We start from the raw sequence: 13,147 nt of genomic DNA, 5'->3' as shown, positions 1-13,147 counted from the left end.
GTCGTGGCGTTCCTTGAGAGCCCGCAGGATGCGGTCCCGTTCGGGGTGGCGGACGACGTACAGGTAGTACACGTGGTCGTTGCCGGGGGCCGTGGGGGGGGGGGAAAAAAACACCCCCCCCCCCCCCCCCTCCTCCCCCCCCCCCCCCCCCCCCCCCCCCCCCCCCACCGTCCGCCGCTGAAGCGGCGGCTACTTCTTCTTGCTGCGCTTCTCGCGCACCCGTACGGAGATGTGGATCGGCGTCCCCTCGAAGCCGAACTCCTCACGCAGCCGGCGCTCGACGAAGCGGCGGTAGCCCGCCTCCAGGAAGCCGGACGCGAAGAGCACGAAGCGCGGCGGCTTGGTGCCCGCCTGCGTGCCGAACAGGATGCGCGGCTGCTTGCCGCCCCGGATCGGGTGCGGGTGGGAGGCGACGATCTCACCGAGGAAGGCGTTCAGCCGGCCGGTGGGGACGCGGGTCTCCCAGCCGTCCAGCGCCGTCTCGATCGCCGGGACCAGCTTCTCCATGTGGCGGCCGGTGCGCGCCGAGACGTTGACCCGCATCGCCCACGGGATCTGTACGAGGTCCCGCTCGATCTCGCGCTCCAGGTAGAAGCGGCGCTCCTCGTCCAGCTGGTCCCACTTGTTGTACGCGATGACCAGCGCGCGGCCCGCCTCCACGGCCATCGTGATGATCCGCTGGTCCTGGACGCTGATGGACTCGCTCGCGTCGATCAGGACGACCGCGACCTCGGCCTTCTCCACGGCGGCCGCGGTGCGCAGCGAGGCGTAGTAATCGGCGCCCTCCTGGAGGTGGACGCGCTTGCGGATGCCCGCGGTGTCCACGAACTTCCAGGTCTTGCCGCCCAGCTCGATCAGCTCGTCGACCGGGTCGCGGGTGGTGCCGGCCATCTCGTTGACGACCACCCGCTCCTCGCCGGCGACCTTGTTCAGCAGCGAGGACTTGCCGACGTTCGGGCGGCCGATCAGCGCGATCCGGCGCGGTCCGCCGAGCGCGGTGCCGAAGGTCTGCGCGGGCGCCTCGGGCAGCGCGTCGAGGGCGGCGTCCAGCATGTCGCCCGTACCGCGGCCGTGCAGCGCGGAGACCGGGTGCGGCTCGCCGAGGCCCAGCGACCACAGCATGGCGGCGTCCGCCTCGCCGGACGGGCCGTCCACCTTGTTGGCGACCAGCACGACGGGCTTGCCGGCCCGGCGCAGCAGCTTGACGACGGCCTCGTCGGTGTCGGTGGCGCCGACCTTGGCGTCCACGACGAAGACCACCGCGTCGGCGGCCTCGATCGCGAACTCGGCCTGGGCGGCCACGGACGCGTCGATGCCGAGGACGTCCTGCTCCCAGCCGCCGGTGTCGACGACCTTGAAGCGGCGGCCGTTCCAGTCGGCCTCGTAGGTGACCCGGTCGCGGGTGACGCCCGGCTTGTCCTCGACGACCGCCTCACGGCGGCCGATCATGCGGTTCACCAGGGTCGACTTACCGACATTGGGGCGGCCGACGACGGCGAGGACGGGCAGCGGGCCGTGCCCGGCCGCGGCGATGTCGCCCTCGACCTCCTCCAGGTCGAAGCCCTCCTGCGCGGCGAGCTCCATGAACTCCGTGTACTCGGCGTCACCAAGCGCACCGTGCTCGTCGCCGGTGGGGGTCTGGTCGTTCATGAAGTCCGTTCCTCGTTCTCCGTCATCGGTGCCCGCTCGTGCGCGGGCCGCCGTTCAAGTCTCGTTCAGTGCCCGGTCAGGCGCCTGGCCTGGGCAAGGTGAGCGGTCAGCCGCTCCTGTATGCGTACGGTGGCCGCGTCCAGCGCCGTACGGGTGCGCCGGCCGCTGCCGTCGCCCGCCTCGAAGGCGTCGCCGAAGACCACGTCGACGCGGCTGCGCAGCGGCGGCACCGCCTTTATCGCCCGGCTCCGGCGCTCCGCGCTGCCCAGCACGGCCACCGGCACCACGGGCGCGCCGGAACGCACCGCGAAGTACGCCAGCCCGGCGCGCAGCGACGCGAAGTCGCCCTCGCCCCGGGTGCCCTCGGGGAAGATCCCCAGCACGCCGCCCTGGTCCAGCACCGCCAGCGCGTCGGTGACGGCCTTGCGGTCGGTGCCGGAGCGGTCCACCTTCAGCTGGCCGATGCCGCGCAGGAACGGGTCCAGCGGGCCGACGAACGCTTCCTTCTTGATCAGGAAGTGCACCGGCCGCGGCGCGGTGCCCATCAGCATCGGGCCGTCCAGACCGTGTGCGTGGTTGACCGCGAGGATCACCGGCCCGGTGGACGGCACCCGCCAGGCACCCAGCACCCGCGGCTTCCACAGCCCGTACATCAGGCCGATGCCGATCCGCCGTCCGACGGCGGCGCCGCCCGCGCTGGGCAGCCGGTCGCCGCCCGCGCCCGCCGCTGTGCCGCTGCGCGTCACCGCGCCGCCTTCACGGCCATCGCCGCCTCGGTCAGCGTGACCACGCACTCGATGACCTGCTCCAGCGTGAGGTCGGTGGTGTCCACCTCGACCGCGTCGTCCGCCTTGGCCAGCGGCGAGGTCTTCCGGCTGGAGTCGGCCGCGTCCCGCTTGACCAGGGCCTCGCGGGTGGCCGCCAGGCCGGCGGCGTCCTTGCCGGTCAGCTCACCGCTGCGGCGGGCCGCGCGGGCCTCCGGCGACGCGGTCAGGAAGATCTTCAGGTCGGCGTCGGGCAGCACCGTGCTGCCGATGTCCCGGCCCTCGACGACGATGCCCTCCGGGGCCCCGGCGGCGATCTCCCGCTGGAGCTCGGTGATCCGGGTCCGTACCTCGGCGACCGCGCTGACCGCGCTGACGGCCGAGGTGACCTGCTGGGTGCGGATCGGGCCCGCGGCGTCCAGGCCGTCGACGGTGATCGTCGGCGCGGCCGGGTCGGTACCGGAGACGATCACGGGCTTGGCCGAGGCGTCCGCCACGGCGATGGCGTCGTTCACGTCGACGCCGTTGTTCAGCATCCACCAGGTGATCGCGCGGTACTGGGCACCGGTGTCCAGGTAGCCCAGCCCCAGCTTGGCGGCGACGGCCTTGGAGGTGCTGGACTTGCCCGTGCCTGCGGGGCCGTCGATGGCGACAATCACTGCAGCCGGGGCGGTCCGGGCGGGGGTTTCCACGGTGTCGGGCACCTTCCTCGATCACGGGGCGGGACGGGGGCCGCTGCGCGGGGCCCCGCACAAGGTTACTGGCAAGCAGCGGCGCCCCGTGCAGCCCGTACGCCCCTGCCGTCGGCACCGGTCCCCGCCCCGGGCACCGGACCCCGGCTACTGGCGTATCGACCAGCCACGCTCGCGCAGCTCCGCCGCGAGCACCGACGCCGCCTGCGGCTCGACCATGAGCTGGATGAAGCCCGCCTGCTGGCCGGTGGCATGCTCGATCCGTACGTCCTCGATGTTGACCGCGGCCCGCCCGGCGTCCGAGAAGATACGGGCCAGCTCGCCGGGCTGGTCGCCGATGTGCACCGAAACGATCTCGTACGCGGCCGGGGCGGCGCCGTGCTTGCCCGGCACCCGCTCGCGGCCCGCGTTGCCGCGCCGCAGCACGTCCTCGACGCCGCGCGCGCCCTCGGCGCGCTTGTCCTCGTCGGCGGCCTGCAGCGCGCGCAGCGCCCGTACGGTCTGCTCCAGGTCGGCCGACACCTCGCTGAGCACGTCGGCGACCGGCCCCGGGTTGGCGGAGAGGATGTCCATCCACATCCGGGGCGCGGAAGCGGCGATCCGCGTCACGTCCCTGATGCCCTGCCCGCACAGCCGTACGGCGGTCTCGTCCGCGCCCTGCAGGCGGGCGGCGACCAGGCTGGAGACGAGCTGGGGCGTGTGCGAGACCAGGGCCACGGCCCGGTCGTGGGCGTCCGCCTCCATGACGACGGGCACCGCGCGGCACAGCGCGACCAGTTCCAGCGCCAGGTTGAGCACCTCGGTGTCGCCGTCGCCGGCCGGGGTGAGCACCCAGGGCCGTCCCTCGAAGAGGTCGGCGGTCGCGGCGAGCGGCCCGGAGCGCTCCTTGCCCGCCATCGGGTGGGTGCCGAGGTACGCCGTCAGGTCACAGCCCAGCGCCTCCAGCTCCCGGCGCGGGCCGCCCTTGACGCTGGCGACGTCGAGGTAGGCGCGGGCGGCGCCGCGCCGCATCACCGCGGCCAGCGTCGGCGCGACGTGGGCGGGCGGTACGGCCACCACGGCCAGGTCGACCGGGCCCGGCGGCTCCTCGGCGGTGCCCGCGCCGAGCGCGGCGGCGGTCTCGGCCTGCGCCGGGTCGTGGTCGGCCAGGTACACCTGGACGCCGCGGGCGTGCAGCGCGAGGGCGACGGACGTGCCGATCAGGCCGGTGCCGATGACGAGCGCGGTCCTCACTGGGCGATGTCCTTCCGGAGGGCCCCGGCGGCACCGAGGTAGACGTGCGCGACCTCGGCCTTGGTGCGGTCGGTCTCGATGTGCGCGAGGACGCGCACCACGCGCGGCATGGCGCCGGCGATGTCCAGTTCCTGCGCGCAGATCAGCGGGACGTCGGTGATGCCCAGCTGCCGCGCGGCGACCGCGGGGAAGTCGCTGTGCAGGTCGGGGGTGGCGGTGAACCACACGCTGATCAGGTCGTCCGGGGCCAGGTCGTTGCGCTCCAGGACGGCCGTCAGCAGCGCGGACACCTGCTCGTGCATGTGCCCGGCCTCGTCCCGCTCCAGTTGCACGGCCCCGCGTACCGCTCGTACCGCCACGTCACCGCTCCCCTGACATTCCGTGTCCGGCGCCCGGCACGTACCCCGCGCCCACCGGCTTCCTCCCCGTCAGCCTAGGCCCTGTCGTCAAATTCCCGTCTGCCGCGCGACGCCTGGCACGCACGCTCGCCGCGTTGTCGGGATCGTCCACGTAGACCCACTACGAGGACGACCCTCCGCCTTGCGATCGCACGCACCAGACGCCGCGCGGCCCGCCCTTCGGGCGAACGACGGGAATTTGACGACAGGACCTAGCCAGGTCCACGACCCGAGCACGACGCCGGCCGGTCCATCAGACACGGACCGGCCGGGTACGGGACGCGAGGCCGCGCCCGGGGGGGGGCGCTAGCGCTGCCCGGCGGTCCGGTGCCGGCGGGCGATGAGGTCCTGGAGCTCGGGGTCCTGCGGTATCTCGCCGTCGGGCGTCAGCCGGTCCACGGCCTGCGGCAGGGTGTGCGCGAGCTGCTGTGCGGCCTCCTGTGCGCTGACCCCGTTCTCCTCGGCGATCCGCCGCAGGGTATCGCCGGGCAGCGCCTGGGCGACCTGCTCGGGGGTGACCGGTTCGTTGGCGCCGTGCCCCACCCAGGAATGCGCCTGGCGTCCCAGCTCTCCTTGGAGGAGCTTGCCCAGTACGGTCCGTATGCCACCGCCGTGTCCGGGACCGCCGCCGTGTCCGGGTGCGCCGTGCCCTCCGGTACCGGTACTGCCGCCGAGCGCCCCCAGCAGCGATCCGATGAGGTCTCCTGCCGCGCCGCCGTGGCCGCTGCCGGGCCGCCGGCCCATCAGTCTCCCGAGGTCTGGTGATCCCGTCATGTCCGTGCCTTTCCACGCATTCCCGGCAGTGTCGATGAGGCCCACGCGACGAGTGACTTCATTCCAACGTACCGACGCGCGGCGTTTCCGCCACCCGAAACCGGCTGGCGCAGACCGCTCCCACCAGCCACAATCCCCCTCATGCCGTCCCCCGTCACCGGCCACGCCCCGCTCGCCGACCACGCCCTGGTCACCGGCCACACCGTCTACGCCTGCGTCATGGGTTCCCGTGCCTTCGGGCTCGCCACCGACGGAAGCGACACCGACCGGCGCGGTGTCTATCTCGCGCCCACCCCGCTGTTCTGGCGCTTCGAGAAGCCGCCGACGCATGTGGAGGGGCCGCGCGAGGAGGAGTTCTCCTGGGAGTTGGAACGCTTCTGCGAACTGGCGCTGCGCGCCAACCCCAACATCCTGGAGTGCCTGCACTCCCCCCTCGTCGAACACCTCGACGCCACCGGCCGCGAACTGCTCGCCCTGCGCGGCGCGTTCCTCTCCCGCCACGTGCACCGCACCTTCACCGGCTACGCGGCCGGCCAGCTCAAGAAGCTGGAGGCGGACGTACGGCAGCACGGCGCGCCCCGCTGGAAGCACGCCATGCACCTGTTGCGCCTGCTGCGCAGCTCCCGTGACCTGCTGCGTACGGGCGTGCTCACGCTGGACGTCGGCGACGCGCGCGACGAGCTGCTCGCCGTCAAACGCGGCGAGGTGCCCTGGGCCGAGGTCGAACGCCGGGTGACCGTACTGGCCGAGCAGGCCGCGGCGGCCGAGCCCGGCTCCCCGCTGCCGCCGGAGCCCGACCGCCGCCGCGTCGAGGACTTCCTGTACCGCGTCCGGCGCGCGTCAGCGCTCCGCTGCGCCGAGCCGGGCCCGTACGACGAGGTCGTGTAGCGCGTCGTACCCGCCGGGGGCGTCCGGCAGCGCGGAGGCGGCCTGCGCCGCGTCCAGCCGGCCGTGCAGCTCCGCCACGTCGGCCCGCAGCCGCTCCACGTCCACCAGCTCGGCGGCGGACCCGTGCTCCGCCGCGGCCTTGGCCTCGACCAGCTCGGGCACGTACGAAGGCGCCGGCACCAGCCCGATCAGCGTGGGCAGATGCGCCTGCACCTCACCACTGCCCATCAGGTGAATGCCGGTCAGCAGCACCCGCAACGTGTAGAGCAGCGGCTTCAGCTCGCCGGTCTTCTCGAAGAGCCGCCACTGCGTGGTCGCGAAGCCCCGGTAGTGGTGGGCGTGATGGCGGGTGAGGACGGCGGGCGCCAGCGCCACCAGTTCCTCGTGCACCGCGCTCGTCCGCACCACCAGCGGTGAGAGCAGCTGCTCCAGTACGTAGCCGTTGCGCCGCAGCATCAGCCGCGCGAACTTGCGCAGGTCGTGCGTGACGAGGTCGACCTCGACGCCGTCCCGGTCCGCCATCCAGGACCGCGTCTCGTCCGGCTCCCGCAGTCCGACCAGCGCGGCAGCCGGCAGCAGGTGCGCGCCGCGCAGGTCCACGTCCGAGTCGCGGGAGGGAAAGCCGTACAGGTGCGCGCCGGAAACCGTCGCGAAGACCAGCGGATCCCCCTCCCCCGCCGTCACCACACCCAGGTCGATCTCCGGCAGCCCGGCCGCCGCCAGGACAGCGCTACGCATCCCACGCCTCCCCAAGGGCCAGCAGCTGGTCGCGGTACTCGATCCGGCCCGCCCACTCCTCGGGCCACGCCCCGGCGCCCAGGTGGGCGCCGGCGAAGGCACCGGCGAGGCAGGCGATCGAGTCGGAGTCGCCGGAGGAGCAGGCGGCCCGGCGCAGCGCGGTCAGCGGCTCTTCGGGGAAGAGCAGGAAGCACAGCAGGCCGGTGGCGAACGCCTCCTCGGCGATCCAGCCGGCGCCGGTGGCCGGGCACGGGTCGGCCTCCGGGTCGGGCGCGCGCAGCGCGGCGTCCAGCCGGTCCAGCACGCCGAGGCACTCGTCCCAGCCGCGCGCGATGAAGTGCTCCGGAGACGCGTCCTGGGCATACCGCCACAGATCACCGAGCCAGTCGGCCCGGTACACGCCACGGCTCCCGACCGCATAGGAGCGCAGCAGCCCGGTCAGCTCGTCCGGCCGGGCACCCTGCGCGAGCACGTGCACGGCGTACGCCGTCAGGTCACTGGCGGCGAGCGCGGTCGGATGCCCGTGCGTCAGCGCGGACTGGAGCTGTGCCGCCCCGGAACGCTGCTCCGGGCTCAGCCCCGGAACCAGCCCCACGGGCGCCACCCGCATATTCGCGCCGCACCCCTTCGAGCCGGTCCTGCTGGCCTCCGCCCACGGCCGCGTACCGTCGCTGAGCAGCCGGCAGGCCGTGAGGCAGGTGTTGCCCGGCGCCCGGTTGTTGTCCGGGGAGCGCCACCAGTCGACGTACTCCTGCCGTACGGGCGGCAGCAGACTCGCGGCGTCCAGGACGCCACCGCCCGCCATGGCCGTCCGCAGACCGCGCCCGAGGGCGATCGTCATCTGCGTGTCGTCGGTGACGTACGCGGGGTCGGGCAGTGCCATCTCCCGCCACGGGCCGCACTGCGCCAGAATCGCGGGTACGTCGTTGAACTCGGTCGGAAACCCGAGCGCGTCACCGAGCGCCAGCCCGATGAGCGATCCGGTCGCGGCGGACGCCATGAAAAAACCACCCCTTAATCGTCACAGTGACAATAAGGGGTGGTCCGGCCCACCGGCAAGGCACCCGGCCCGGGTGCCCGGCTCCCGTGACCGCTACATGTCCACCTCGCGCATCAGCATCCCGACCTCGGTATTGGTCATCCGCCGCAGCCAGCCGGACTTCTGGTCACCCAGCGAGATCGGCCCGAACGCCGTCCGCACCAGCTTGTCCACCGGGAAGCCCGCCTCGGACAGCATCCGGCGCACGATGTGCTTGCGGCCCTCGTGGAGGGTCACCTCGACCAGGTAGTTCTTGCCGGTGTTCTCCACCACCCGGAAGTGGTCGGCGCGCGCGTAGCCGTCCTCCAGCTGGATACCGTCCTTGAGCTGCTTGCCCAGGTCACGCGGCAGCGGGCCCTGGATCGCGGCCAGGTACGTCTTCTTCACGCCGTACCGCGGGTGGGTCAGCCGGTGGGCCAGCTCGCCGTGGTTGGTGAGCAGGATGATGCCCTCGGTCTCCGTGTCCAGCCGGCCCACGTGGAACAGCCGCGTCTCGCGGTTGGTCACATAGTCGCCCAGGCACTGCCGCCCGTCCGGGTCCTCCATCGTCGAGACGACACCGGCCGGCTTGTTCAGCGCGAAGAAGAGGTACGACTGCGTGGCGACCGTCAGGCCGTCCACCTTGACCTCGTCCTTCTCCGGGTCGACGCGGACGCCCTGCTCCATGACGATCTGCCCGTTGACCTCGACCCGCGCCTGGTCGATCAGCTCCTCGCACGCGCGGCGCGAGCCCATGCCCGCACGGGCCAGCACCTTCTGCAGGCGCTCGCCCTCCTGGTCACCGAACGTCTTCGGCGTCTTGATCTGCGGCTTGCTGTGGCGAGCGCGGTTACGCTCCTCCACCTGCGCGTCGTACTCACGGGGCCGCGCCGGGGCCTGCCCCCGGCCACGCTGCTGCGGGCCCTTGCCGCCGGGCTTGCCGCCGCTCTTCGGGCTCGTACGGGGGCCGCCCTTGGCGCCGCCGCGGGCCGCCGCGCCGCGGCCCCTGCGCTCCTCGCCACGGTCCGGGGACCCGCCACGGCCGCCGGAGCCGCCGCGACCGCCCTGGCCGCCGGAGCCGCCCTGGCCGCCACGGCCGCCGGAGCCGCCACGGCCCGCGCCGTCGCCACGGCCCTGGCCGCCCTCGCCCACGTCGTAGCGGCGCTCCTCGGGACGGGGCCGGCCGGCGCGCTGCTGCTTCTCGTCCTTCTTGTTGCCCGCACCCCGGTAGTTGTTGCCCCTACCGGTGTCCCTGTTGTTCCTGCCGCTGCTTCGCATCAATGATCCGTCTGAGAGTCGCCGCTGTCGTCTACGTCGAACGACGGAACACCTTCCCGGGAATCGCCCTCGACCGCCTCCGCCTCCGGGAGGAAGGGAGCGAGCTCCGGGAGCTCGTCCAGGCCGCGCAGGCCCATCCGCTCCAGAAAGTAGTTCGTCGTCCTGTACAGGATCGCACCTGTTTCAGGTTCCGTCCCCGTCTCCTCCACCAGACCGCGCTGGAGAAGAGTGCGCATCACACCGTCACAGTTCACCCCGCGAACGGCCGAGACCCGGGAACGGCTGACCGGCTGACGGTACGCGACCACGGCCAGAGTCTCCAATGCGGCCTGCGTGAGCCGGGCCTGCTGGCCGTCCAGCACGAAACTCTCCACGGCGTCCGCGTACGCCGGCCGCGTGTAGAAACGCCACCCCCCGGCCACCAGCCGCAGGTCGAAACCGCGCCCCTGCCGGGTGTAGTCCTCCGACAGCTCCCGCAGCGCGAGCGCCACCTCACGGCGGGACCGCTCCAGTACCCTGGCCAGGTGTTCCTCGGTCGCCGGCTCGTCCACGACCATCAGCACCGCCTCCAGCGCGGGCCGCAGCTCCAGATCCGCGACGGCAAGCGCGCCGACCGGGCCCTCGGCCGAATGGGCCACAGCCGAATCGGCCTCGGCCACGCTCTCCTGCTCCACGCCGCTCACCCCGGCTCCACCTGCTCTCCCTCGTCCTCACCGGCCCGCGCGTCCCGCTGCCCCGGCTCCCGGTCGAACTCGTCCGTCACGACCGGCTCCGCCTCCACACCACCCGTCCACCGGACCGTCAGCGTGCCCAGCGCCTGATCCTGGTCCAGCTCCACCACACGCTCCCGGTACAGCTCCAGCAGCGCCAGGAAGCGGGCGACGACGGTGAGCGTGTCCGGCGCGTCCTCGGTCAGCTCCGCGAATGCGGCCGTACCGGCCGCGCGCAACCGGGCCACCAGCACCTCCGCCTGCTCCCTGACACTCACCAGCGGCGCATGAATGTGATCCACATACACCTGCGGCCTGGCCTTGGGCTGCATCGCCTTCACCGCGAGCCGGGCGAACCCCTCCGCGCCGATGCTGAGGGCGACCTCGGGCAGCAGCTCCGCATGATGCGGCTCCAGCCCGACCGTACGGGGGTAACGGCGCCCCTCGTCCTCCAGGCGCTCGCTGAAGATGTCCGCGATCCGCTTGTACGCCCTGTACTGGAGCAGCCGCGCGAACAGCAGATCCCGCGCCTCCAGCAGCGCCAGGTCCGCCTCGTCCTCCACCTCGGCCACGGGCAGCAGCCGCGCCGCCTTCAGATCGAGCAGCGTCGCCGCCACGACCAGGAACTCCGTGGTCTGGTCCAGGTCCCAGTCCGGCCCCATGGCCCGGATGTACGCCATGAACTCGTCCGTCACCCGGGACAGGGCAACCTCGGTGACGTCCATCTTGTGCTTGGAGATCAACTGAAGCAGAAGATCGAACGGCCCCTCGAAGTTCTCCAGCCGAACGGTGAACCTGCCGTCACCGGTCTCACCGTCCGCGAGCGACGGGGCAAGGTCTTCGGTGGTGGCCATCCCCCAAAGCGTAGCCGTCCCGGGGGGCAGCCGAATTCAAGCTCGGCGTTGCCGGCGTGGGTGGGGTTCGGCTTCCCGGCGTCGTGGTTGCCGCTCAGGTGTCCTCAAACGCCGGACGGGTTGGGGCTGCGCGGGGCGGGTGGTGGGGGGCTCGGGCCCCGCAGGGGTCCCGCACCCACCACCAAAACATTGCGAACCCGGCGCAAAGCGCCACCCCCTCGCGCGGAGCGCGAGAACGTTCACACCCGTGGGGGCGCGCCCACGATTCAGGGTTCAGCCCTCTGAGGCCGTCTCACCGGCCCCGCAACCTCCGCACCAGAATGCTCGCGTCGCCCCGGGACTCCAGGTCCGCCAGGACCACCGCCACCGCCTCGCGGACGATGCGTCCGCGGTCGACCGCGAGTCCGTGCTCGCCCCGCAGGACCAGCCGCGCGTGTTCGAGGTCCATCAGCTCTTCGGCGGAGACGTAGACCGTGATCTTCTCGTCGTGCCGTTCCCGGCCGCTGGGGCGCCGGTTCGCGCCCCGCCCGCGGCGCCGGGAGGAGCCGGCTTCCTGGGGCGTGCCGGCCGACGCCGGCCGCCCCTCCGCTTCGGGGCCGCGTCCACGCCCGCCGTGCTCGGCGGGCGCCGTCCCGTCCGCACCGGCTTCCGGTTCGGCCCGTCGCTGCCGCGGGGTCGTTTCCTCGCCGGCCGCGGGCACGGCCGCGGCCTCGGCTCCCGGCTCACCACCGGGTGCCGGCACCCGAGGCGTTCCCCCGTTACCCGGCGGGACCCCGTCCCCGTTCGCCGCTGCCGGGCCGTTGGACTTGCGGGGCGCCGGGGACTGCAGCCCCGACCCCCCGGTCGTGCGGAACAACTCGTCGGCTCCGGGCAGACTCACTCGGCGTGACACCGGGCGAGCACCTCCCTGGCCAGCTGACGGTAGGCGGCGGCACCGACGGAGTTGGACGCGTACGTGGTGATCGGCTCACCCGCGACGGTGGTCTCCGGGAAGCGCACGGTACGGCCGATGACCGTGTGGTACACGTGGTCGTCAAACGCTTCGACGACGCGCGCGAGGACCTCGCGGCTGTGGACGGTCCGCGAGTCGTACATGGTCGCCAGGATGCCGTCGAGTTCCAGGTCGGGGTTGAGCCGTTCCTGGACCTTCTCGATCGTCTCGGTGAGCAGCGCCACACCGCGCAGCGCGAAGAACTCGCACTCCAGCGGGACGATGACCTTGTGAGCCGCCGTCAGGGCGTTGACGGTGAGCAGGCCGAGCGAGGGCTGGCAGTCGATGACGATGTAGTCGTAGTCGGCCATCAGCGGCTTCAGCGCGCGCTGGAGTGTCGATTCGCGCGCGACCTCGCTGACCAGCTGGACCTCGGCGGCTGACAAATCGATATTGCTGGGCAGCAGGTCCATGTTGGGGACCGCGGTCTTCAGCAGTACCTCGTCGGCCGACATGCCCCGCTCCATGAGCAGGTTGTAGACCGTCAGGTCCAGTTCCATCGGGTTGACTCCGAGCCCGACGGACAGCGCGCCCTGCGGGTCGAAGTCGACGAGCAGCACCCGTCGGCCGTATTCGGCGAGCGCGGCACCCAGGTTGATGGTCGAGGTGGTCTTTCCCACCCCGCCTTTCTGGTTGCACATCGCGATGATTTTGGCGGGGCCGTGGTCCGTCAACGGTCCTGGAATCGGGAAGTAGGGAAGGGGGCGCCCGGTGGGGCCGACGCGTTCGCGGCGCTGGCGGGCGGCGTCCGGCGCGAGCGTGGCCGCGTATTCGGGGTCCGGTTCGTACTCCGCGTCCGGGTCGTAGAAGTGCCCCTCGGGCAGGTCGTCGTAGTCGGCGAGCCGGGTGGGATCTGAGCCGCCCCGGTCGCCGGCCATGGCGTTCACGTGATGGCCGTCCATGCTCTGGTGGGCTGTCGTCGTGGGGCTCTGTTGGGTCGCGAAGGTGTGGACAGCGACGGAGCCGACAGCCTGGAGCCCCGAGGGACCCTGGCCCCGTGCAACCGCTCCTGGTCGACCACCTCCGGGAGTAAATGTCGACTCATTCACAAGTCGTCTTACCTCCTTGGATGTGACCAGGAAACTTATCGATAGGTCAGCGTGGCACTATGCCGACGGTTGGCGACTCTATGGCGTGTCGGGCGTTCGCAGCAACACAA

General features: G+C 72.4%; 14 protein-coding genes. 1 reads left to right on the top strand and 13 read right to left on the bottom strand.

Features of this window, described 5'->3' with window-relative positions; genetic code table 11:
• Window positions 1–189 precede the first annotated feature (189 nt).
• From der to ACZ53K_RS37835, 6 genes are all read right to left on the bottom strand, one after another.
• The gene (der, locus tag ACZ53K_RS37860) at window positions 190–1,650 is read right to left on the bottom strand and encodes a ribosome biogenesis GTPase Der (RefSeq protein WP_468846220.1); all 1,461 of its coding nucleotides are present in this window, start codon (window positions 1,648–1,650) and stop codon (window positions 190–192) included.
• 65 nt (window positions 1,651–1,715) lie between these two features.
• A complete protein-coding gene (locus ACZ53K_RS37855) occupies window positions 1,716–2,303 on the bottom strand; it encodes a lysophospholipid acyltransferase family protein (protein WP_468846233.1) in 588 nt (195 codons plus the stop codon).
• Between the two features lie 89 nt (window positions 2,304–2,392).
• A complete protein-coding gene (gene cmk / locus ACZ53K_RS37850) occupies window positions 2,393–3,106 on the bottom strand; it encodes a (d)CMP kinase (RefSeq protein ID WP_468846217.1) in 714 nt (237 codons plus the stop codon).
• 147 nt (window positions 3,107–3,253) lie between these two features.
• A complete protein-coding gene (locus tag ACZ53K_RS37845; RefSeq protein WP_468846215.1) occupies window positions 3,254–4,339 on the bottom strand; it encodes a prephenate dehydrogenase in 1,086 nt (361 codons plus the stop codon).
• Complete coding sequence (aroH, locus tag ACZ53K_RS37840) at window positions 4,336–4,698, bottom strand: chorismate mutase (RefSeq protein ID WP_468846212.1); 363 nt, start codon at window positions 4,696–4,698, stop codon at window positions 4,336–4,338. Before aroH ends, ACZ53K_RS37845 begins: the two co-directional genes overlap by 4 nt.
• Before the next feature lie 345 nt (window positions 4,699–5,043).
• Window positions 5,044–5,511 carry a YidB family protein gene (locus ACZ53K_RS37835; protein WP_468846209.1) on the bottom strand — a complete coding sequence of 156 codons (468 nt, stop codon included), beginning with the start codon at window positions 5,509–5,511 and terminating at the stop codon, window positions 5,044–5,046.
• Window positions 5,512–5,652: 141 nt separating this feature from the next.
• On the opposite strand from ACZ53K_RS37835, the gene ACZ53K_RS37830 reads away from it, so the two are divergent.
• Entirely contained in the window at window positions 5,653–6,399 is a 747-nt protein-coding gene (locus tag ACZ53K_RS37830) for a nucleotidyltransferase domain-containing protein (protein ID WP_468846207.1), read from the top strand.
• On the opposite strand, the gene ACZ53K_RS37825 is transcribed toward ACZ53K_RS37830, so the two are convergent.
• The 7 genes from ACZ53K_RS37825 to ACZ53K_RS37795 all read right to left on the bottom strand — a co-directional run bounded on the left by ACZ53K_RS37825 (window position 6,352) and on the right by ACZ53K_RS37795 (window position 12,890).
• Window positions 6,352–7,137: a nucleotidyltransferase domain-containing protein gene (locus ACZ53K_RS37825; protein ID WP_468846204.1), complete on the bottom strand. Its 786-nt coding sequence runs from the start codon at window positions 7,135–7,137 to the stop codon at window positions 6,352–6,354. The two genes, ACZ53K_RS37830 and ACZ53K_RS37825, sit on opposite strands and share 48 nt — an antisense overlap.
• Window positions 7,130–8,137, bottom strand: coding sequence for an ADP-ribosylglycohydrolase family protein (locus ACZ53K_RS37820; RefSeq protein WP_468846202.1), 1,008 nt, complete (start codon window positions 8,135–8,137; stop codon window positions 7,130–7,132). The genes ACZ53K_RS37825 and ACZ53K_RS37820 overlap by 8 nt, the downstream gene beginning before the upstream one ends.
• A 93-nt stretch (window positions 8,138–8,230) precedes the next feature.
• On the bottom strand, window positions 8,231–9,433 hold the full coding sequence (locus ACZ53K_RS37815; RefSeq protein WP_468846199.1) for a pseudouridine synthase: 1,203 nt from the start codon (window positions 9,431–9,433) through the stop codon (window positions 8,231–8,233).
• The gene (gene scpB / locus ACZ53K_RS37810; protein ID WP_468846196.1) at window positions 9,433–10,092 is read right to left on the bottom strand and encodes an SMC-Scp complex subunit ScpB; all 660 of its coding nucleotides are present in this window, start codon (window positions 10,090–10,092) and stop codon (window positions 9,433–9,435) included. Before scpB ends, ACZ53K_RS37815 begins: the two co-directional genes overlap by 1 nt.
• Window positions 10,093–10,112: 20 nt before the next feature.
• Complete coding sequence (locus ACZ53K_RS37805) at window positions 10,113–10,997, bottom strand: segregation and condensation protein A (protein ID WP_468846194.1); 885 nt, start codon at window positions 10,995–10,997, stop codon at window positions 10,113–10,115.
• Window positions 10,998–11,289: 292 nt separating this feature from the next.
• Window positions 11,290–11,877, bottom strand: a complete 588-nt coding sequence (locus ACZ53K_RS37800) for a hypothetical protein (RefSeq protein ID WP_468846192.1) — start codon at window positions 11,875–11,877, stop codon at window positions 11,290–11,292.
• Window positions 11,874–12,890, bottom strand: coding sequence for a ParA family protein (locus tag ACZ53K_RS37795; RefSeq protein WP_030019435.1), 1,017 nt, complete (start codon window positions 12,888–12,890; stop codon window positions 11,874–11,876). Before ACZ53K_RS37795 ends, ACZ53K_RS37800 begins: the two co-directional genes overlap by 4 nt.
• Window positions 12,891–13,147: the final 257 nt, after the last annotated feature.

This window comes from Streptomyces sp. NPDC033221 (assembly GCF_055577005.1).
Note: the sequence above shows the minus strand (reverse complement) of the source record. Positions and strands in the feature narration are given on the sequence as shown.

What these genes read in the sequence shown, in the direction of transcription:
- der (WP_468846220.1), bottom strand. Translation starts at nt 1,650, where the DNA reads ATGAACGACCAGACCCCCACCGGCGACGAGCACGGTGCGCTTGGTGAC.
- ACZ53K_RS37855 (WP_468846233.1), bottom strand. Translation starts at nt 2,303, where the DNA reads ATGTACGGGCTGTGGAAGCCGCGGGTGCTGGGTGCCTGGCGGGTGCCG.
- ACZ53K_RS37835 (WP_468846209.1), bottom strand. Translation starts at nt 5,511, where the DNA reads ATGACGGGATCACCAGACCTCGGGAGACTGATGGGCCGGCGGCCCGGC.
- ACZ53K_RS37830 (WP_468846207.1), top strand. Translation starts at nt 5,653, where the DNA reads ATGCCGTCCCCCGTCACCGGCCACGCCCCGCTCGCCGACCACGCCCTG.
- ACZ53K_RS37825 (WP_468846204.1), bottom strand. Translation starts at nt 7,137, where the DNA reads ATGCGTAGCGCTGTCCTGGCGGCGGCCGGGCTGCCGGAGATCGACCTG.
- ACZ53K_RS37820 (WP_468846202.1), bottom strand. Translation starts at nt 8,137, where the DNA reads ATGGCGTCCGCCGCGACCGGATCGCTCATCGGGCTGGCGCTCGGTGAC.
- ACZ53K_RS37815 (WP_468846199.1), bottom strand. Translation starts at nt 9,433, where the DNA reads ATGCGAAGCAGCGGCAGGAACAACAGGGACACCGGTAGGGGCAACAAC.
- ACZ53K_RS37805 (WP_468846194.1), bottom strand. Translation starts at nt 10,997, where the DNA reads ATGGCCACCACCGAAGACCTTGCCCCGTCGCTCGCGGACGGTGAGACC.
- ACZ53K_RS37795 (WP_030019435.1), bottom strand. Translation starts at nt 12,890, where the DNA reads ATGGACGGCCATCACGTGAACGCCATGGCCGGCGACCGGGGCGGCTCA.